Annotated in this window: 24 protein-coding genes; 4 read left to right on the top strand and 20 right to left on the bottom strand. The window is 57.7% G+C overall.

Going from position 1 to position 17,618, the window contains the following annotated elements:
• Window positions 1-158: 158 nt before the first annotated feature.
• From ACP90_RS13185 to ACP90_RS13110, 15 genes are all read right to left on the bottom strand, one after another.
• A complete protein-coding gene (locus tag ACP90_RS13185; protein WP_286145757.1) occupies window positions 159-983 on the bottom strand; it encodes an adenylate/guanylate cyclase domain-containing protein in 825 nt (274 codons plus the stop codon).
• A 147-nt stretch (window positions 984-1,130) separates the two neighbouring features.
• Window positions 1,131-1,535, bottom strand: a complete 405-nt coding sequence (locus ACP90_RS13180; protein WP_022998308.1) for an ACT domain-containing protein — start codon at window positions 1,533-1,535, stop codon at window positions 1,131-1,133.
• 13 nt (window positions 1,536-1,548) lie between these two features.
• Complete coding sequence (locus tag ACP90_RS13175) at window positions 1,549-2,139, bottom strand: GNAT family N-acetyltransferase (RefSeq protein ID WP_062488600.1); 591 nt, start codon at window positions 2,137-2,139, stop codon at window positions 1,549-1,551.
• Window positions 2,140-2,311: 172 nt separating this feature from the next.
• On the bottom strand, window positions 2,312-3,274 hold the full coding sequence (locus ACP90_RS28770; RefSeq protein ID WP_286145756.1) for a VOC family protein: 963 nt from the start codon (window positions 3,272-3,274) through the stop codon (window positions 2,312-2,314).
• Window positions 3,271-3,906: a TetR/AcrR family transcriptional regulator gene (locus tag ACP90_RS13160; protein WP_062488599.1), complete on the bottom strand. Its 636-nt coding sequence runs from the start codon at window positions 3,904-3,906 to the stop codon at window positions 3,271-3,273. Before ACP90_RS13160 ends, ACP90_RS28770 begins: the two co-directional genes overlap by 4 nt.
• Before the next feature lie 225 nt (window positions 3,907-4,131).
• Window positions 4,132-4,821 (bottom strand): SDR family NAD(P)-dependent oxidoreductase, encoded by a 690-nt coding sequence (locus ACP90_RS13155; protein ID WP_062488598.1) that lies wholly within the window; start codon window positions 4,819-4,821, stop codon window positions 4,132-4,134.
• 70 nt (window positions 4,822-4,891) lie between these two features.
• Window positions 4,892-5,284 carry a cupin domain-containing protein gene (locus ACP90_RS13150; protein ID WP_062488597.1) on the bottom strand — a complete coding sequence of 131 codons (393 nt, stop codon included), beginning with the start codon at window positions 5,282-5,284 and terminating at the stop codon, window positions 4,892-4,894.
• A 21-nt stretch (window positions 5,285-5,305) separates the two neighbouring features.
• Entirely contained in the window at window positions 5,306-6,478 is a 1,173-nt protein-coding gene (locus tag ACP90_RS13145) for an isovaleryl-CoA dehydrogenase (RefSeq protein ID WP_062488596.1), read from the bottom strand.
• 21 nt (window positions 6,479-6,499) lie between these two features.
• Window positions 6,500-6,946 carry a GNAT family N-acetyltransferase gene (locus ACP90_RS13140; RefSeq protein WP_062488595.1) on the bottom strand — a complete coding sequence of 149 codons (447 nt, stop codon included), beginning with the start codon at window positions 6,944-6,946 and terminating at the stop codon, window positions 6,500-6,502.
• A gap of 3 nt (window positions 6,947-6,949) precedes the next feature.
• Window positions 6,950-7,393: a PaaI family thioesterase gene (locus tag ACP90_RS13135; protein WP_062488594.1), complete on the bottom strand. Its 444-nt coding sequence runs from the start codon at window positions 7,391-7,393 to the stop codon at window positions 6,950-6,952.
• The gene (locus ACP90_RS13130) at window positions 7,393-7,818 is read right to left on the bottom strand and encodes a MerR family DNA-binding transcriptional regulator (protein ID WP_055654646.1); all 426 of its coding nucleotides are present in this window, start codon (window positions 7,816-7,818) and stop codon (window positions 7,393-7,395) included. Before ACP90_RS13130 ends, ACP90_RS13135 begins: the two co-directional genes overlap by 1 nt.
• Before the next feature lie 89 nt (window positions 7,819-7,907).
• Window positions 7,908-8,618, bottom strand: coding sequence for a GH25 family lysozyme (locus tag ACP90_RS13125; RefSeq protein WP_022998298.1), 711 nt, complete (start codon window positions 8,616-8,618; stop codon window positions 7,908-7,910).
• 56 nt (window positions 8,619-8,674) lie between these two features.
• Window positions 8,675-9,097 (bottom strand): VOC family protein, encoded by a 423-nt coding sequence (locus ACP90_RS13120; RefSeq protein WP_062488593.1) that lies wholly within the window; start codon window positions 9,095-9,097, stop codon window positions 8,675-8,677.
• Between the two features lie 157 nt (window positions 9,098-9,254).
• A complete protein-coding gene (locus ACP90_RS13115) occupies window positions 9,255-9,539 on the bottom strand; it encodes a YciI family protein (protein WP_062491591.1) in 285 nt (94 codons plus the stop codon).
• A 76-nt stretch (window positions 9,540-9,615) separates the two neighbouring features.
• Window positions 9,616-10,041 carry an organic hydroperoxide resistance protein gene (locus ACP90_RS13110; protein ID WP_055654655.1) on the bottom strand — a complete coding sequence of 142 codons (426 nt, stop codon included), beginning with the start codon at window positions 10,039-10,041 and terminating at the stop codon, window positions 9,616-9,618.
• Between the two features lie 149 nt (window positions 10,042-10,190).
• Between ACP90_RS13110 and ACP90_RS28765 the strand changes: the two genes are divergently transcribed.
• The gene (locus tag ACP90_RS28765; protein ID WP_082809737.1) at window positions 10,191-10,994 is read left to right on the top strand and encodes a MarR family transcriptional regulator; all 804 of its coding nucleotides are present in this window, start codon (window positions 10,191-10,193) and stop codon (window positions 10,992-10,994) included.
• Window positions 10,995-11,309: 315 nt separating this feature from the next.
• Here the strand turns inward: ACP90_RS28765 and ACP90_RS13100 are convergent, their stop codons facing one another.
• The gene (locus tag ACP90_RS13100) at window positions 11,310-11,903 is read right to left on the bottom strand and encodes a TetR/AcrR family transcriptional regulator (protein WP_158514177.1); all 594 of its coding nucleotides are present in this window, start codon (window positions 11,901-11,903) and stop codon (window positions 11,310-11,312) included.
• A gap of 49 nt (window positions 11,904-11,952) precedes the next feature.
• On the opposite strand from ACP90_RS13100, the gene ACP90_RS13095 reads away from it, so the two are divergent.
• Window positions 11,953-12,393, top strand: coding sequence for a DUF1330 domain-containing protein (locus ACP90_RS13095; protein ID WP_062488591.1), 441 nt, complete (start codon window positions 11,953-11,955; stop codon window positions 12,391-12,393).
• Between the two features lie 28 nt (window positions 12,394-12,421).
• Here ACP90_RS13095 and mgtE read toward each other — a convergent pair whose 3' ends face one another.
• The 4 genes from mgtE to ACP90_RS13075 form a co-directional block, all read right to left on the bottom strand.
• The gene (gene mgtE / locus ACP90_RS13090) at window positions 12,422-13,837 is read right to left on the bottom strand and encodes a magnesium transporter (protein ID WP_062488590.1); all 1,416 of its coding nucleotides are present in this window, start codon (window positions 13,835-13,837) and stop codon (window positions 12,422-12,424) included.
• A gap of 174 nt (window positions 13,838-14,011) precedes the next feature.
• A complete protein-coding gene (locus ACP90_RS13085; RefSeq protein ID WP_062488589.1) occupies window positions 14,012-14,380 on the bottom strand; it encodes a hypothetical protein in 369 nt (122 codons plus the stop codon).
• The gene (locus tag ACP90_RS13080; RefSeq protein ID WP_062488588.1) at window positions 14,373-14,861 is read right to left on the bottom strand and encodes a hypothetical protein; all 489 of its coding nucleotides are present in this window, start codon (window positions 14,859-14,861) and stop codon (window positions 14,373-14,375) included. Before ACP90_RS13080 ends, ACP90_RS13085 begins: the two co-directional genes overlap by 8 nt.
• Before the next feature lie 111 nt (window positions 14,862-14,972).
• Window positions 14,973-15,572: a hypothetical protein gene (locus ACP90_RS13075; RefSeq protein ID WP_145915766.1), complete on the bottom strand. Its 600-nt coding sequence runs from the start codon at window positions 15,570-15,572 to the stop codon at window positions 14,973-14,975.
• 412 nt (window positions 15,573-15,984) lie between these two features.
• Here ACP90_RS13075 and ACP90_RS13070 point away from each other — a divergent pair, with 412 nt between their 5' ends.
• On the top strand, window positions 15,985-16,329 hold the full coding sequence (locus tag ACP90_RS13070; RefSeq protein ID WP_208993522.1) for a hypothetical protein: 345 nt from the start codon (window positions 15,985-15,987) through the stop codon (window positions 16,327-16,329).
• A 4-nt stretch (window positions 16,330-16,333) separates the two neighbouring features.
• Window positions 16,334-17,617 carry a relaxase/mobilization nuclease domain-containing protein gene (locus ACP90_RS13065; RefSeq protein ID WP_062488585.1) on the top strand — a complete coding sequence of 428 codons (1,284 nt, stop codon included), beginning with the start codon at window positions 16,334-16,336 and terminating at the stop codon, window positions 17,615-17,617.
• The last annotated feature ends 1 nt before the right edge of the window (window position 17,618 follow it).

The raw sequence follows: 17,618 nt of genomic DNA, 5'->3' as shown, positions 1-17,618 counted from the left end.
TTGGGCCGGCCTGGCCGGCATTTTCGATGGGCTGACGGAATGTTTCGCCGCCCCGCGTTGGTCCATGTGTAAGCGAAGTCAGTTGCACTCGCAAATCATCAGACCCTGATTAGCGTGAAAAGAGTTATCAGATCGGCAACAGGTGACATTGCCCTTTCTCAATCACCCGGTCCTGTCGTCTCGCCGAAGCGCTTTTCCTGTCGCCCGACAAGCAAATACCAAACCAGCATGGCTGCGAAAGGCAGGGACGGCCAGACGAACCACAATGTGGACAAGCCAGAAGTCAGCAGGTTGATCATGAAAAACAGGCCGATCATGAAAACGCAGCTTCGCACCCGCTTTGGCTGAGCCCTCAACCAACGGCGCGCCTGTTCAAACCCGGAGGCGACCGCCTGGGTGTCCCGTTCCCATTCCGGTCTTGGAATTTCGGTCTGGCGTCGCTCTGCAGTTCCGTTCGTCTCCTGCCCGGACCGTTTTTCCTCCGGCGCATTGCGACCGCCAATACGCACGCAATAGGTTTCAACGGGATCGGTAACGTTCTTGACGTGCTGAGGGCCTAGCGGCTCAAAGCCCAGCGCCATCTTGGTCTTGACCTGGTCATAGACCGATTGGGAGAGCATGATCCCGCCCCTCGGTGCGATTTCCTGCAAACGGGCAGCAACATTCACACCGTCGCCGTAGATATCCTCGCCCTCGACCATGATGTCGCCGAGATTGATACCGATGCGAAACTCCATCCTGTTCAGGTCCGGAAGGTCCGCATTGCGAACGGAAAGCTCGTTCTGAATGTCGACGGCGCATTGAACGGCATCCATCACCGAGGCGAACTCGATGATGACAGCATCACCCCATGTGTTGACGATACGTCCATTGTGACGCTCGGTCAGCGCAGACATCACCAACCGATAGGCCTTGAGCCGGTCCAGCGTTCCGTCTTCATCCCGCTCCATGAGCTTGGAATATTGCGCAACGTCTGCGCACATAACTGCCGCCAGACGCCGCTTGACCCGTTGCATGCTCTTACCCCGCTTGCTCCCGCTTAGGAATGGGAAGGCAAACCGGAAATTGCAAGGGAAAATCCACCGAATTCGCCACCCAGCCCGAAGTTCGGCCAACCCGGAAAAGCACTGTCAGATGTCTCCGGCGAGTTTGCGCAGTGCTGCCAGGGCATCATCGGCGCGCTCTTCGGGCACAAAAACATGATCGTGAAAATAGGCTGCGACCACATTTGCCGAAATACCCTCAGCGGCCAATGCAGCCGAGATCGACGCCGTCAGACCCACGGCTTCAAGTGAGGAGTGCACCGTCAGGGTTATCCGGCGAAACCATTCGGCCTCGGCCAAACCCAGTTCGCGCGCACGCTCCACCGGCAGGATGGCTGTCAGGCCTTCCGTTTCCGCAAAAAGCCCGATCGGGTCGTATTCCGCTAGGTCCGTCATGGATTTCGAAGCGAAGGTGCAGAATACATAGGGCTCCGGATCCAGCATCGGACGCATCTGGGAGATCAAGGTGGCAAGGTCGGTTTCACCGGTCATTCGGATAATCCAATCAAAGAAGTTTGCGCATCAGCGGCCGCCGCGGGCTTCTGCGTGCGATTTCGACAAAACCGGCTCTACGGAAGACGTCTGCTATACCCACGAAGCCTTCTCCCCATTGAAGGGGCTTTTCCGATTCCATTGGACAAGCATCCAGTTGATGCGCTCCTTGCGCTTTGGCGTGGTCGATGCCTGCATCGAGCAACACGGACATCAACCCGGTTTTGCGATGTCCGTTTCTGATAAAGAAACAGGTGACGGCATATGTCGCCGCCAGCGCTTGTTCGCTGTCATCCGGCAGCGGCTGGGTGGTTTTTCCAAGCTGAAAACGCAGATACTGCATGCGTGGACCCAGTGCGATCCAGCCCACGGCCAGATCACCGCGATAGGCCAGAAGCCCTGGCACCGGACCCGCGTCCACTTTCTGCTGGAATGCATCGCGCCGTTCATCACGGGTCATCGCTTTCCAGTCTCTGCCCCGCAAGAACGGCCACATGCACCAGCAACCGCCAGACGCCCCCCTCTCCGGTCCGAACAGATCCACCAGATCTGCCCAGCGCTCCGGGGTTGCAAGCTGAATGTGGACGGGATCGTTATGTGTCATATCCACTCCTCCGGATTGCAAAGTTGCACGGAAAGAACGGGGACGGCAATCCCGGTGAAAGTGTCTGTTCCACAAAAGCAAAACGCCGCACAACAGGCGGCGTTTCGGATTTTCCTTCTTCGCTCAAGCCTCGTTGGGCTCTCAAGACAACGGGCTGCGTGAAAGCTCCAATTCAGGCAGCGGCTTCCAGCCCGGCAATGTCGATCTTCCTCATCTTCATCAGGGCAGCACTGACACGGCCAGCCCGTTCCGGATTGCTAGCATGCATCAGCCGAGGCAACGCCTTCGGTACGATCTGCCAGTGAACACCGTAGCGGTCTTTCAACCAGCCGCACTGCCCTTCTTCCCCGCCATCGGCAAGGAGCGCCTGCCAAAGCCTGTCCGTTTCCGCCTGATCTTCCGTCAGTATGGAAATCGAGGTCAGATAACTTGGCTGCATATCCGGGTTGCCGTTCAGTATCATGAAAGGTGAGCCCGCCAGGGTGAACTCGGCAACAAGCACAGGTCCATTCGGATCCGGCCGGAAGACCGAACCCATCACACTATCCGGCAATAGGGACGTATAGTATTTGGCGGCTTCTTCGCCCTTCTCACTGAAGAACAGGCAAGTGCGTACCTTGGCGGAAAACGCAGGAGTTGTTTGCAAGCCCTCAATGGCAATCGACCTAGCAAGCTCATCAAGCTGAGTGGAAGCGGCCTTCCAGCCTTCCTCAAAACCCATTTCCAGGTGCTTTTTCCTGTCTGCTTCCGAAGTGTGGCGAGCCCCCCATGTGAAGCGCGTACCAACACCCGGTACATCTGCCAGCTCCACATACCCGGTCATGAACGCGTTTTCTCGCGGCACATATCCTTCCGAATAGGCATCCGTGAACGTTAGCTTCTCACCGTCGACAACTTCCAGAAACATTCCGACCTTCTCGAACAGCTCCCCTTCCGGACCGGCCATCACTGTATTGAAACGCCCTCCCGGACGGACGTCCATATCGGCCTTCGGTACGAACCAGGGCTTCGGGCAAAACCACTGCTTCAATAATTCAGGATTGGTCCAGCATTGCCAGACCGCCTCACGCGGCGCGGCAATGACGCGGCTGAGTTCCAGTGTCAGACCTTCCTTGCGAATTTCGACTTCACTCATTGCGCTCTCCCGTTTCTAGACCGGCCGAACAACAGTTCGACGTAACGTTTCAGATGATCGATGCTGTCAATTGCTATCGACGGCGCATTGCCTGCCTTTGCCAGCACGAATGCCCCCTGGATCACGACCTGTGTGTGAAGCGCCAGACTTTCCGCACCACCTGGAACTTCAACGCCCCGGGCTTCAGCTGCTTCTGCGATATCGGAAACCAGCGTTGCGGCGTGCCCCGTTATGCTGCGGTTGCAGGCATCGCGGATGGAGGGGTTCGTGTCATAGACTTCCTGGACCATGGTTCCGACCAGACAAGTGAACTCCGGCACATCGCCCTGCACCAGTGCCTTGCGGAAATCGAGATAGCCGAGCACCCGGTCCAACGGATCTTCGGGATCGTGATACGTCGCCTTCTCGAACAGAGCCCCGGTCGTTTCAGACCAATAGTCAGCAGCGGCTACTGCCAGATCGTCCTTCGAACGAAAGTGGTGGAAGAAGGCCCCCTTGGTAACCCCCGCCTCCCGGCACAAATCATCGACGGTGGTGGCCGTGTAGCCCTTCATACGGATCACACGCAGTGCCGAATCCAGCAGCTTGCTCCGCGCATCCGGCCGTTTGGTCTTTTGAGGTTTCTCTGTCATGCGCTATTCATACCGACCAGTTGGTATGCTGTCAATCAACTTGCTTTACGACCGTGCTGCAACTCCCTGTCACCGGCTAGCAAGGATGCGCCAAATGCGCTTGAGCGAGCAGGGTTTCTGAAATTGAGGCATTGAAAAACGAAAGGGTCCCTGCCAACACCTGAATTGAGCGGACGAAGAACGCTTGGTGATCGCAACACGCCGGGATTTAAGCCCACGCCAAGCCTACCAGGGGATCGGCCTGCCGGTTTGATCGAAAAATCCACCGGTGTCTGCAGGCGTAAGACTGGTCAGCACATTGACAAGACGCTCTGCTGCAACAGCCGGTTCCTGTACGTCGAGCCCGGTTTTCGCAAAGTTCTCGGTCAAGGGTGTTTTCACCGTGCCGGGATGAAGCGCAATACAGATAGCAGCGGGATTTTTGCGTGCCAGCTCGATAGACGCCGTACGGACCAGTTGATTGAGCCCAGCCTTCGCGGCCCGGTAAGCAAACCATCCGCCCAGACCGTTGTCGCCGATCGAACCGACCCGGGCCGAAAGCGTCGCAAAGACGCTTCTGCCCTCTTTCGGGAGCAGCGGCAAAAAGTGCTTCATCAGCAGTGCCGGTCCAATGGCGTTGATCGCGTATGAACGGGCAAGGACCTCAGGATCTAGTTCGCGCAGGCTCTTCTCCGGACGGGCACTGCCCAAGGTGAGAGCTCCGGTGGCATCGAACAGCAATCGAACATCCCCCTCCTCCTCCCTAACCCTGTCGGCACAGGCCTGGATCATGCGTTCGTTGAGCAGGTCGAGAGGTGGTGACGACGTTCGATGGAGGGCGATGACCTTGTCATAGCCGCTGCCCGCTTCAAGGTGGTCTCTCATGGCTGAGCCAATTCCGCCGCTGGCCCCAAAGATTACCGCAATTGACGTCATTCGCTGCCTCACTTTCGTCGTGACAGCGATACGCAGAAAAAGCCAGATCGGTTCGGTAGCAGGATTGGTCTCAGGTGCTGCCGAGCGTCGCTTCCCAGGGCCCGTCAACAAATTCGGCTTCGTCATCCCCTGGCCAGGGAGGCATGGAGATACAGATGAACTGCAGAACGCTTTCACCGGTGTTGCGGTACTGGAAAGCTGTTCCAGCCGGGATATCGATTGAGACACCGGCTTCCAGGTCGACAACGCGCTGGCTGGAATCGTCGGACCTCCAGATCTGTCCATGGCCGGAAAGCACATGCCAGAACTCGTGCACGGTCCTGTGCCGTGTTGCGCGGTTGGTCTGGCCGACAGGAACAGTCGAATGAATCATGTTTCCTGTCGGCCCATCCATGATGAAACGGATATCGGCCCCCGCCGGAGATTTCGCGTCGGGCTTTTCGGGAAGCCGGGTCTGTTTCATGCCATACTCCGAATTCGGTGATCAGGCGGTCTTGTTAAAGATCTCACGACCGATCAGCATCCGCCGAATTTCGGAAGTTCCCGCACCAATCTCGTACAGCTTGGCGTCACGCAGCAAACGCCCGGTCGGATATTCGTTGATGTAGCCATTGCCACCAAGCAGCTGTATTGCATCAAGTGCCAGTTTGGTTGCATTTTCGGCAGCGTAGAGGATTGCACCAGCGGCGTCTTCGCGCGTGGTCTCGCCCCGGTCGCACGCCTTGGCAACCGCATAGACATAGGACTTGGTGGCGTTCATGGTCACATACATGTCCGCGACCTTGCCCTGAACAAGCTGGAACGTGCCGATCGGTTGGCCGAACTGCTCGCGCTCGTGGACATAGGGAATGACCACGTCCATGGCTGCCTGCATGATGCCGACGGCCCCTGCAGCCAGAACGGCGCGCTCGTAGTCCAGACCCGACATCAGTACGTTGACGCCCTTGCCAACCTGGCCGAGAACGTTTTCTTCCGGCACTTCGCAATCCTGGAACACCAGTTCACCGGTTTCGGACCCGCGCATGCCGAGCTTGTCGAGTTTCTGCGCGACGGAAAAACCTGGGAAGCTCTTCTCGACCAGAAACGCGGTAATGCCCTTCGGCCCGGCTTCCGGATCGGTCTTGGCATAGATGATCATCGTATCGGCGGACGGACCGTTGGTGATCCACATCTTGGAACCGTTGAGGACGTACCGATCGCCCTTCTTTTCCGCCTTCAGTTTCATGGAAACGACGTCTGAGCCAGCGCCCGGTTCCGACATGGCCAGCGCGCCCAGATGTTCACCGGTCACGAGCTTGTTCAGATAGCGCTTCTTCTGGTCGTCACTTCCCCAGCGGCGAAGCTGGTTGACACACAGGTTTGAATGGGCGCCATAGCTGAGGCCGATGGATGCGGACGCCCGGCTGACCTCTTCCATGGCAATGCAGTGCTCCAGGTAGCCCAGACCCGAACCGCCCCATTCTTCCTCCACTGTGATCCCGTGAAGGCCAAGGTCTCCCATTTCCGGCCAGAGCTCCCGCGGGAACCAGTCCTCGCGGTCGATCTTTTCTGCCAGTGGCGCAATCCGGTCCTGACTGTAGGACCGAACGGTGTCGCGCAGCATGTCGGCGGTTTCGCCGAGATCGAAATTGAAACCCGGAAAATCGTTACGGATCATCTTGATTACCTCCCAGAGTTCTTAAGGCCTGTCGTATCGGACAAAATCGCTCAAAACGCCGATCCGGTCGTAAAGCTGCCGGGCGCGTGTATTGTGATCATGTGTGTGCCAGTAGACTTTGCCGCTGGCAGACGGTTCTTCGGTCGCGGCCCTGTAGACCGCCTCGATCAGCTTGCGGCCGGCTCCGCCGCCACGAAGCTTCTCGCTGACATACAGATCTTCCAGATAGCAGGTGGACGAACTGGCCCAGGTGCTATCGTGAAAAAGGTAATGGACCAGTCCAACCAGCTCATTCTCCTGAACTGCCACGAACGCGCGGTGGCCTGCATCGGAATGCAGTCGCTCAAAGAGGGTTTCCGTCACTCCCGGCGCCAGATCCTGCTCGTAGAATGCAAGATAGGCCTTCCAGAGTTTGAGCCAGCCCGGCTTGTCGGTTCGTTCCAGCGGCCTGATGGTGATATCGGTCATTCTTCAGTCCTTGACGCCGGCAACGCTCATGAGCGTGAACAGCCCCGTTGCGACATGCACCTGTTCGCCGTCATCCAGTCCGTAGACATCCGCCTTGGCTATGGTCAGCGTTCGTCCCGGTTTGACGACCCGGCCACGCGCAAGAAGCACCGGCTGTTTCGCCGGATTGAGCAGGTTGATCTTGTATTCGCTGGTCAACACCCCGAAGCCGGCGGAAAACAGCGTCAGAGCTGCATAGCCTGCCGCACTGTCCGCAATAGAAGACGTCGCACCGGCATGAAAAAAGCCGTGTTGCTGTGTCAGTTCCGGAAGCATCGTCAATTCCAGATCGACCGCGCCGGGCGAGACGTGAACCATCTTCGCCCCCAGATGGGTCATGAATTTCTGCGCGGCAAAACTGGCCCGGACACGGGGTTCCCAGTTTTCGTCGCGAGGCGAAAGATCCATCACTTGTCCTCCGAGGTCGTAACGGCGCCAGACAGTTGGTCCGGGCCTGTTTCAAGCTCGACCATGCGCGCCTTTGCACCGGCCTCGACATCGTCGAGCTCGACCAGGGTCAATTCGATATCGCGCTGTTTTTCGAGAAGTTCTGCCCGGCGGGCGGCGATCCTGTCGAGGAGCAGCCGCAGCTGGCCGGTTTCACCGGGCGCACTGCCGTACATCTCGATCATTTCCTTGATTTCGTTCAGGGAAAATCCGAGACGCTTGCCACGAAGGATCAGTTTGATGCGGGTACGATCACCAGGTGTGTAAAGGCGTTGACGCCCCCGGCGCGTCGGCGACACCAGCCCCTGCGCTTCGTAGAACCGCAGGGTTCGGGTGGTAATGTCGAACTCCTGCGTCAGCTGGGTGATGGTGTAATAACGCTGCATGCCCACTCCTTGTTGGGCGCACAGTTCCGTCTTTTTACGTTAAAGTCAACACGTCAATTTTAAGGCTTATATTTCATACACTTGATCAATCAGGATTTCAGGTTATCCAAGCTCTTCTCTGGATGAAGGACATTCAGATCAACATCGCCGGAAATGCCTTTGATCGTGCCCCGGTCATGGTACTGCCAGAGCGACCAGTCTGACACATAGCCGGGGGAATGCCAGATCGACTGCGTCCAGAGACGGCGGTTCAGGCCCTTGCCTTTCAGATAGTCCAGATAGAAATCCTCCGGCACATAAAGGATGACCTGCTTGCCGCGCCCCTGCTCGACCAGAGCAACGAAATCACTGATTTCCTGCAGCACTTCCTCGGCCGGCGGACGGCGCGCGCAGTTCCCGGTGAATTCCAGATCCACCACCGGTGCCAGCATGTCGCTGTCCTGCGGCAGAACCGACAGGAAGTTTTGCGCCTGCTCGCGGCCGGATTTGCACAAACTGAAGAAATGATAGGCACCACGCGCCAGACCCGCGCCTCCTGCTCCGGCCCAGTTGCGGGCAAAGGCGCGGTCCTTGAAGTCTCCGCCCTCGGTTGCCTTCATGTAGACGAAGGCAATATCGTCCGCCGCCACCTGCGCCCAGTCGATATCACCCTGGTGGTGCGAAATATCGATGCCGCGGATCGTGTATTGGTTCCGGTCAGGCTCCCAGTTCATGAAGAAAAACGCCGCTCCGACAATCGAAATCACCCCGCCGACGGCAACGTAGAACAATGTCCGCAGGACCGCTTGCAAGAAATTCATTGCGCCACCTGTTATGACTTTCAAACGCCGTCACCCTGCCGCAAAACTGTTAAGAATCACGATAGGTAATTCGGCCAGAGCGGGGCTGCCGCCAGCTCCAGGACATTGCCGTCCGGGTCGTTGAAATAAAGGCTGGTGCCACCTGCCGGCCATACGACCTCGCTGACAATTTCCACGCCCATCTCGCCCAGGTAAGCCCGCCAGGGTTCCAGTTGGTCGGACCCAACGCGAAACGCGAAATGACTGTGCCCCGACGTATCGTGCCCGGGAACGACACCTCCCGGCGTCTCAACGTCCTCCCCGGTATGGCCGCGATGAAACACCAGAAGCGTCTGCGCGGGGCCGGCATCATAGGCAAACAGCCTTTCTCCAGCGACCATGCGCCTCAATCCCAGGATTTCGGAATAAAAGGAGTGAGCCGTCTCCATGTCGTCGACATAAACGGCGGTTTCCAGGATGCCATCAAGCTTCGGCCGCATGTTCTTAATTCTCCGCGTGAGACAGGTCGGACCTTCTTAACACCCATCCGCTGGGAATTTCAGGTTACCCGGCAAGGTTTTCTTTCAAATCGCCATCGCCAATTGGAATTCTCGTTGGCGGCTGCATTCCGCACAGAGGTGATCGCCCGTGATTGCGTCAAATCGGGAAGTTCCGTGGGTGCATGACCGGCTTGAATTCCGTAACGGTATATTCCGCAACGCCCGCCGACTTGAACGGGTCCTCGTTGATCGCCAGGTCAACTTCGACACGGTCTGCTGCGCGCGCCAGGATCACACCACCGGTTCGCGGCAGTTTCGGACCGGATGCCAGGAGCAGGCTGGCCTCATACTGATCCCGCAGGTAGGACCTGTGTTCTTCCGCCAGAGCGTCTATTTCCCGCAGATCAGCAGTGTAGTGAAGATCGATAACAAAGAGGCTCACGAAAGCTCCTTTCCACCAACAGAAGCCCAAAAAGAGGTCCGGCTCGACCACAAAAGGTCGAACCGGACAATCTGTGTCAGACGACAGTCAGCTTGACGTCAATGTTGTTCCGGGTGGCGTTTGAATAGGGGCAAACCTGGTGTGCCTTGGCAACGAGGTCTTCAGCTACAGCCTTGTCCAGACCCGGCAGGGACACTTCCAGCGCGACCGCCAGACCGAACCCGCCTTCAGAACGCGGACCGATGCCAACCGTCGAGGTGATGGACGTATCAGCCGGGACTGCAATCTTTTCCTGCCCGCCGACGAATTTCATCGCGCCAATAAAGCAGGCTGCATATCCGGCTGCGAACAGCTCTTCCGGGTTATTGCCTTCGCCGCCTGCGCCGCCGAGTTCTTTCGGCGTCGCCAGCTTGACCTTGAAGGATCCGCTCAACGTTTCCGCCGCACCATCGCGGCCGCCGGTGGCCTTTGCCTTGGTTTCATATTTCACATCAACAGCCATCTGCAGGCTCCTTTTTCTCAAATAACAAGTCATTCAGCCATATATATCTCATACGTTTTAATCGTACACGATATAAATTACCCACATATACACACGCTTCCAATTCGTCAACAGTTGCGACCATATCGCGCGCGATTTATAAGAGGCGAATGAGCGAGACCACAAACCAGATGTCCCTGCTGGACGCGATTGGATTTTCCGCGCCGGAAGCGACTGAAAAACAAAAAAAAGACAAGCCGGCAAAAGCCGAAAAGTCTGAGAAGAAACAGCGCAAGAAGGCCGCTGCCAAGCCTGAGGCGGAAACGGCTTCCGGCGCTGAAAGCAATGACGCACGCGAAGCGGAAGTTGCCGTCGCCGAAACGCCTTCCAGCCAGGAGATAGCTGATACCGGGCAGACGCCTGACGTTTCTGCGGAAACGCAGGCTGGCGAAGATACCGGCACCGAGCAGGCCGCATCTGCATCCGCTGCCAATGACCTTGCCAGCGACCAGGACGACGACAGTCAGAAAATCCATGATGGCAGCTTGCCGCTCGACCGGCACTTGTGTTTTGCGCTGTATTCCGCCAACCACGCGATGCACGGCGTCTACAAGGCGTTGCTCAAGGAAGTCGGGCTCACCTACCCGCAGTTCCTGGCCATGACGGTGCTCTGGGAAACAAACAACGTTCCGGTCGGTGCAATCACGTCCAAGCTGCAGCTCGACACCAACACGCTGACGCCACTGTTAAAGCGGCTTGAGGCCATGGGGCATGTAACGCGCACGCGCAACATCAAGGACGAGCGCCAGGTTATCCTGAAACTGACCCGCAAGGGCCGCGCCTTGCAGAAGAAAACGGAACATTTCAGCACCTGCATCATGTCTTCGACCGGACTGAAACTGGAAGAAGTCATCGACCTTCAGGCAAAGGTCATGACGCTTCGGGACAATTTGCGTAAAGCTGGCCTGGAGTGATACCTGGCATTGATCGGCGGGCAAAATGAGTAGCCATCAAACAGGCTCCGGGAGATTGCTGAACCAGCACAAATCTCGGGGCCTTTTGCTTTGGCAATAATGGGTCTGCGTGACCTTTTGCAGCGCAGCTCAAGTCTTGGTCGACCGGCATCCGCCTCCATGGCGTCGTGTTTGTTGAATTCGACAACAAAACTTTCGACAGGAAGCAGCCATAGCCCAGGCATGGCCTGCCCGCCGAACCTTTGAACCAGGGCTATTCCACTCCGCGTCAGGTGTGTTTGCTTTTAGTGACCCACATTCACGACCTCCGCGGCATCATTTTTCCGTCAGCAATGCTTGCCGCAGTGTTCTCGTCAGGACAGCTTCCGCCTCGCCCTCATCCCAGCCGCAGTCCTGTGTCAACAGACCCCAGGCCTGCACACTGAACGACGCCCAGAGAAATTCTGAAGCCGACTTCGCTGTCCAGACGGATTGCAGCGCACCGTCGCGTTCCAGCGATCCGGTCAACACAAGCAACCATTGCCTCAGCTCCGACATCCGGTCTTCCCACGCCGCCGATGCGTCCGCATCGGTGGTTCGCAGGCGGATAAGATCCGAGGCAACCGGGTAGATTTCCTTCACGAAACCGATCCAGACGGCAACAGTAGCATTCAGCCGTTCATGCGGCTGTGGCCTGTCAAAGGCTGCAAACAGTTTCGCCCGTATGTCGAGACGTTCATCAGCCCGCCGGACGAGCGCCAGAATCAGCCCCCCACGCGAACCAAAGTGATCGTAGACGGACTGCCGGCTGATTTTTGCGGCCTTGGCGATTTCCGCCAGCGACACGTCCGCTCCCCGCTGCGAGATGAGCGTCCAGGCACTATCGAGAATTTCCGCGCGCGTGCGTTGCACCCTAGCTTGACTTGACACGTGTAAACTTTCCTGCAATTTGACACGTGTAAAGTTATGGAGAAGCCTCATGGACGTCAAGCAACAGTCAGCCCAATTCGTAACCTGGTACGGCCCGGGAACCGACGGCACCAGCCCGACGGAAAGCCAATGGACGCAGATCCTCAGCCGGGCGAACGACAAACCCGTAACCCTGATCAATTTCTTCAAGCTGAATGCCGCCGCGAAATATGCGGACGGAACGACGGGCCAGACGGGCCAGGAAGCCTTTGCCAGTTATGCGGCTGCAAGCATGCCGGCCATGGAGCGGGCTGGTGGACGGTTCCTTTATGTCGGACCGTTTCAGGGCATGTTCCTGGGGCAGGACGAGGATTGGGATCTGGTCGCTATCGGCGCCTATCCCGATTTAACCGCGTTGGTCGCACTCTATTCGGACAGCGCCTATCGCGAGGCCTTCCATCACCGCACGGCCGCGTGTCTGCGACAGAAGGTTCTGGTATGCGGTGACTGACCTTTAAACGAGGCCTGCCGATTGGAGGCTAGAACGGCAGGCCGAACCAAAGCGCTGCGATGCCGAGAAAGGCGAAGAAACCGACCACATCTGTTACCGTCGTCACGAAGACGCTCGAGGCGATCGCCGGATCGACGTTCATCTTGTCGAGCGCGATCGGGATCAAAAGGCCGGAGAGACCCGCGAACAGCAGATTGATCACGATCGCACCACCAATCACTACGCCGAGCCCCGGACTGCCAAACCACATCCAGGCAGTCACCCCGATGAGGATGGCCAGGGCAACACCGTTGAACACACTCACCAGAATTTCGCGGTTGAGAACGCGCAAAAGATTGCGTGCACCCAGTTCCTGGGTGGCAATACCACGCACGGCAACGGTCATCGTCTGGGTGCCGGCGTTGCCCCCCATGGAAGCGACGATCGGCATCAGCACCGCCAGCGCCACCATGGCCTCGATCGTGTCCTCGAACAGCGCAATCACCACCGAGGCAAGCACGGCAGTGCCAAGGTTGACGACCAGCCAGGTCAGCCGCGAGCGCGCAATGGTCATCACATTATCGGAAATCTCTTCGTCACCGACACCGGCCAGGGCACGCAGGTCTTCTTCCGCTTCTTCCTGGATGACGTCGACGATGTCATCAACCGTCAGAACACCGACCAGGCGGTCGTTCTCGTCCACAACAGCGGAGGAAACGAGGTTGTAGCGCTCAAACCGGCGGGCGACCTCTTCCTGATCTTCCGTCGCGAGCACCGCCTGGCGAGTCTCCTCCATGATGGAAGTGACCTTCTCGTCCCGCTTGGTGCGCAGGATCTTGTCCAGGTGAACGGATCCGAGCAGTTTGAACGTCGGATCGACCACGTAGATTTCGTAGAAGCTGTCCGGAAGGTCGCGGGCCTCGCGCATGTAGTCGATTGTCTGACCGATGGTCCAGAACGGGGCAACCGCAATGAATTCGGTCTGCATGCGCCGGCCGGCGCTTTCTTCCGGGTAATCCAGAGCCTTTTGCAGCTGGGCCCTGTCCGCATAAGGCAGCTCTTCCAGAATAGCAGCCTGGTCGTCCTCATCGAGGTCTTCCAGAATGTAGACCGCATCATCCGAATCGAGATCGCCCAGACCTTCGGCGATGACTTCCGTCGGCAGGTCTTCCAGAACCTGCAGACGCACTGCCTCATCGATCTCGGTCAGCGCGGTATAGTCGAAGTCCTCGCCCAGAAGCCGGATAAAGGACGCCCGATCCTCCGGATCCAGCGTCTCGAGAAGGTCACCGGTGTCGGCTTCGTGAAGATCGGCGGCAAGGTGTCTCAGGCCATCCTGATCGTTCGCCTCGATTGCCGCTTCAACAGCCGCAATGAATTCGCGATTGAGATGCTCATCCTCGTCGCGCACCGGAATGTCAGGAACGGGAGAGGCGGTGACATCAAGCTCGGATGCTTCACTCATCTGGCGCCTCCCCTCAAAACGCAACGAACTCTTCCGGCGAAAGGCACCGGACACTCCTCACCAGATCTAGCGTTTGCGGCGGCAAAGCGCCACCGGAAAAGCGAAACCGGTCCACAGACTTAACTCGGAAATGCCGCTCTGGTTCAAATGCCTGCCAACTTTCCTTGAAGCCCTTCAGCGCCTCTCGGGGCCGCTGCACCCCTTGTCCGCTGCAACGCTTCGCAAGTGATCGAGATAGTCACGGGTGTCCTGTGGCAGAATGGCCTCGTCATCGGATATGCATCGCTCCGCACGGCGGAACGCGCGGCGCGCTCTCTCGCTGGCAAGACACACTCTGCCCGCAGCCAGCACCTCCTGCTCGACATACCAAAGCTGCTGGCACGTCATCGCGCCAAACCTGCCTGGGTCAACGGCAGGATAAACGGAAAGCGACTGCGCAAATGCCGCGGGCGACACAAATGCAATCGCCAGCCACACGAGAACGAACCTAGTCCGGAGGGCTTTCAGTCGCTCCGCAATGCCCTGTCTCACACCTTCACGCATGGGCGGGAAGCTGCCGATTGGTTGGCGCTGTGTCCGACGTGAGCGCGAGTGCATAGAGCAGCGCAAGCGTGACGCCATAGCGGAACGATGAATAGAGACTGCCAGCCAAGACCATGAGCAGCGTGCTGTTCGGCATTGCGGGAAGGACGTAGGTAAAAAACAGGATTGCCGAGACGGCAGTCAAGGCGACGCAGACCAGATACGCTTTCCAGGCAATCAGCGGACGAAACACCACAAGAAACAGCACGACGATCATCGCAGCACCTTCCGCGCTCGTCACGAGAAGTTTCCAGAGCCCCGGCTCGCTCAAGAGACGCGACAAGAAGCTGCCCCATAAGGCGCCACTCGGCACAGTGACAAGCCAGAAATCCTTTACGGCGTAAATTTCGGGGAAGAGCTGTATCAGCAACAGGCAGATGACGAGCGTCAGAATCATGCCGCGGATCACCCAGCGCCAATCCGGCCTTGCGATATCGGACATGTCATCCCTCCCGTGTTTTCTCAATGACGGACAACAACACGACAAAGCGTCATCAAGAGCCCTTCAGAACCGCTTCTACAGCCAGTGCGGACACTCGCCGCAAAGGCCGCATCACTCGACCTCGCACTCCGGCGGCCGCGTATCCATGGTCCAATCCTGTACAGGCAGGGCACCGAGTGAAGTCTTGAAGTTCTTCCCGTTCAGGACTCCCTTGCCCGTCAGAAGGTTGACGTCACACTGCCCGTTCGCATCCGGATCCAGCGTATCGTAGTAGGAATAGGTGTATCCGGCGACCCGGAAGACGCCGTTACGATAGGCAATGGTCAGGACCTGTTCCCAACGGTTGCGTCCGACAGCCGAATTTTCCGAATAGATTTTCAACGAACCGTGTTCGGTTGCCTCCATCCAGGGCTCCTGGCCATACATGCCGCCACGCCACACAATGTCTTTCGCATGGGCAACCTGTTTCCAGCCCTCTCCTGCGTCCGTAAAGACGTAGAGATCGGCGCCTTCTTCCGTTTCAACGAGGATTGCACGAAAGCGATTGATATCGCCGTCGACGGGAGACGTCACAGCACCGGCAATGGCGCTGGCCGGGACCATTGCCTCCTGCACTTTCTCTTGCTCTTGCGCCTGAAGCGGACCTGCCAGCAAGCTCAGGGTCATCATTGCGGCACAGGACGAAGTATTGATGGAACGGAAATTGAACACGTGCGGCTTCCTTCGATTTCGCATGAATGTGCCGGACCGGTTTTTGCCAGTAGCCCGCTGAGGCTGTTCAATGCAGAAAAGCACATCGCAACAAACCCAAAAAGCCGGTATCTGAATTTTCCCAGAGCAATCAGGTATTTTGCAGGCAATGCGGAAAAGCAAAAAGGCCGCCCGGAGGGGCAGCCTTTTGAGGAAGCATCGGTAGAAATGCTTCGAATATGGTGCGCCTCGAAAGACAAACCTTCGAGGAATGTTGCACCGTTTTAGAAGACTGGCATGAGTGCCTAAAGCCCTATGCCAATGAGTTGCGAGGGCCTCGGCCATGAGCAACTCAGCCAATTCCAAAACCCAAACTTTTGGGATTCGCCTGACAGCAGATGAACGTTCGGAACTGCAACGCCGCGCGGGCGCGATGGCTGTTGGGGCGTATATCAAAACTGTCCTGTTTGCCGATGGCGAGAAGAACCGGCATCGCGGTGCCCGTGCTCCTGTCAAAGACCACACGGCTCTGGCTCAGGTTCTCGCCTGCCTTGGATCAAGTGGTCTGGTCGAAAGCCTGGATCGACTGGCGAAGGCCGCCGAAACCGGTGTTCTGCAATGGGATGCTGATGCTCCCGCCGCTGTACGGAAAGCCTGCGAAGAAATTGTGACCATGCGCCTGCTTTTGATGCGGGCTCTTGGTTTTCAGATCGATGAGGCTGAGCTGGCGCAGTCCTTGCGACAGACCTTCGCCCAAGCCGTTGCCTGCGAGGATTGATCCCATGATCCTCAAGGGCTCTCAGCGCAGCGGTGCAAAGAACCTCGCAGATCACCTGATGAATGATCAGGATAACGATCATGTCACGCTTTTCGAGGTGCGTGGCTTTGTGGCGCGTGACCTGCACGGGGCGCTGGCCGAGGCCTATGCAATTTCCAAGGGCACAAAGTGCGAGCAGTTCCTGTTCTCACTCTCCCTCAATCCACCGCAAGAGATCGTCGCCTCCGAGCAGGATTTGAAAGATGCCGCTGACCGTGCCGAACAGGCACTCGGTCTGGACGGCCAACCGCGCGCCATTGTCTTTCACGAAAAGGAAGGCAGACGGCATGCCCATGTGGTGTGGTCGCGGATTGATGCCGCCACCATGACGGCGATCAACCTCCCCCACTTCAAGAACAGGCTGATGAGCCTCGCCCGCGAGCTGTATCTCGATCACGGCTGGGAGATGCCAGACGGCTTACGCCGTGATGGCGGAAAATCGCCCCTCAACTTCACCCTGGCCGAATGGCAGCAGGCCAAACGCCTGAAGCTCGACCCCCGCGAGATCAAACAGAGCTTTCAGGATGCGTGGAACAGGTCGGATAGCGCCAAAGCCTTCAAGCATGCCTTGGAGGATAAAGGCTACTTTCTCGCTCGTGGTGACCGGCGCGGCTTCGTCGCCATCGATATCCACGGCGAAGTCTTTTCCGTCCCGCGTATGCTGGGGATCAAGACCAAAGAGGTGAAAGCCAAGCTTGGTCATCCCTCGGCATTCGACTCCGTCGATCAAACAAAACAGATCATCGCGAACAAACTGACCAATCATATCCAGACCTATATCGGCCAGGTCGATGCCAAGCATGATCAGGACATGGCTCCACTTGCCGAAGAACGGCAACGGATGAAGCAGGCGCATCGCGCCGAACGTCTCTCCCTCAAGTCCAAACAAAGACAACGCGAGCGGGAAGAAACACGCGCGCGCAATGCCCGCATGACGAAAGGGCTACGCGGTCTCTGGGATCGCGTGTCGGGTAATCGTCTCAAGGTTCAACGTCAGAACGAAAAAGAAGCCTGGGACGCCGCCATGCGTGACCAGTGGCAACGGGACGAGCTGGTCAAAGCGCAGATGATCGAGCGTCGCAAACTCCAAGCCGACATTCAAAAGCTTCGTCGCAAGCACATCAAAGATCGCCAAATCCTCACCCGCGATATCGCTCAGGCCATGCGCATGAGCGAGCAGATTGAGCGGATGCAGGACCAGACACGGCAGCAAACCCGAAGCCGGTCTGATCTCAACCTCACCCTCTAAC

The organism is Labrenzia sp. CP4 (assembly GCF_001579905.1).
GTDB lineage: Bacteria > Pseudomonadota > Alphaproteobacteria > Rhizobiales > Stappiaceae > Roseibium > Roseibium algicola.
Note: the sequence above shows the minus strand (reverse complement) of the source record. Positions and strands in the feature narration are given on the sequence as shown.

Bases quoted from the DNA above. Each gene is read 5' to 3' on its own strand.
- ACP90_RS13185 (WP_286145757.1), bottom strand. From the start codon at position 983: ATGTGCGCAGACGTTGCGCAATATTCCAAGCTCATGGAGCGGGATGAA.
- ACP90_RS13180 (WP_022998308.1), bottom strand. From the start codon at position 1,535: ATGACCGGTGAAACCGACCTTGCCACCTTGATCTCCCAGATGCGTCCG.
- ACP90_RS13175 (WP_062488600.1), bottom strand. From the start codon at position 2,139: ATGACACATAACGATCCCGTCCACATTCAGCTTGCAACCCCGGAGCGC.
- ACP90_RS28770 (WP_286145756.1), bottom strand. From the start codon at position 3,274: ATGAGTGAAGTCGAAATTCGCAAGGAAGGTCTGACACTGGAACTCAGC.
- ACP90_RS13160 (WP_062488599.1), bottom strand. From the start codon at position 3,906: ATGACAGAGAAACCTCAAAAGACCAAACGGCCGGATGCGCGGAGCAAG.
- ACP90_RS13155 (WP_062488598.1), bottom strand. From the start codon at position 4,821: ATGACGTCAATTGCGGTAATCTTTGGGGCCAGCGGCGGAATTGGCTCA.
- ACP90_RS13150 (WP_062488597.1), bottom strand. From the start codon at position 5,284: ATGAAACAGACCCGGCTTCCCGAAAAGCCCGACGCGAAATCTCCGGCG.
- ACP90_RS13145 (WP_062488596.1), bottom strand. From the start codon at position 6,478: ATGATCCGTAACGATTTTCCGGGTTTCAATTTCGATCTCGGCGAAACC.
- ACP90_RS13140 (WP_062488595.1), bottom strand. From the start codon at position 6,946: ATGACCGATATCACCATCAGGCCGCTGGAACGAACCGACAAGCCGGGC.
- ACP90_RS13135 (WP_062488594.1), bottom strand. From the start codon at position 7,393: ATGGATCTTTCGCCTCGCGACGAAAACTGGGAACCCCGTGTCCGGGCC.
- ACP90_RS13130 (WP_055654646.1), bottom strand. From the start codon at position 7,818: ATGCAGCGTTATTACACCATCACCCAGCTGACGCAGGAGTTCGACATT.
- ACP90_RS13125 (WP_022998298.1), bottom strand. From the start codon at position 8,618: ATGAATTTCTTGCAAGCGGTCCTGCGGACATTGTTCTACGTTGCCGTC.
- ACP90_RS13120 (WP_062488593.1), bottom strand. From the start codon at position 9,097: ATGCGGCCGAAGCTTGATGGCATCCTGGAAACCGCCGTTTATGTCGAC.
- ACP90_RS13110 (WP_055654655.1), bottom strand. From the start codon at position 10,041: ATGGCTGTTGATGTGAAATATGAAACCAAGGCAAAGGCCACCGGCGGC.
- ACP90_RS28765 (WP_082809737.1), top strand. From the start codon at position 10,191: ATGAGCGAGACCACAAACCAGATGTCCCTGCTGGACGCGATTGGATTT.
- ACP90_RS13095 (WP_062488591.1), top strand. From the start codon at position 11,953: ATGGACGTCAAGCAACAGTCAGCCCAATTCGTAACCTGGTACGGCCCG.
- mgtE (WP_062488590.1), bottom strand. From the start codon at position 13,837: ATGAGTGAAGCATCCGAGCTTGATGTCACCGCCTCTCCCGTTCCTGAC.
- ACP90_RS13085 (WP_062488589.1), bottom strand. From the start codon at position 14,380: ATGCGTGAAGGTGTGAGACAGGGCATTGCGGAGCGACTGAAAGCCCTC.
- ACP90_RS13080 (WP_062488588.1), bottom strand. From the start codon at position 14,861: ATGTCCGATATCGCAAGGCCGGATTGGCGCTGGGTGATCCGCGGCATG.
- ACP90_RS13070 (WP_208993522.1), top strand. From the start codon at position 15,985: ATGGCTGTTGGGGCGTATATCAAAACTGTCCTGTTTGCCGATGGCGAG.
- ACP90_RS13065 (WP_062488585.1), top strand. From the start codon at position 16,334: ATGATCCTCAAGGGCTCTCAGCGCAGCGGTGCAAAGAACCTCGCAGAT.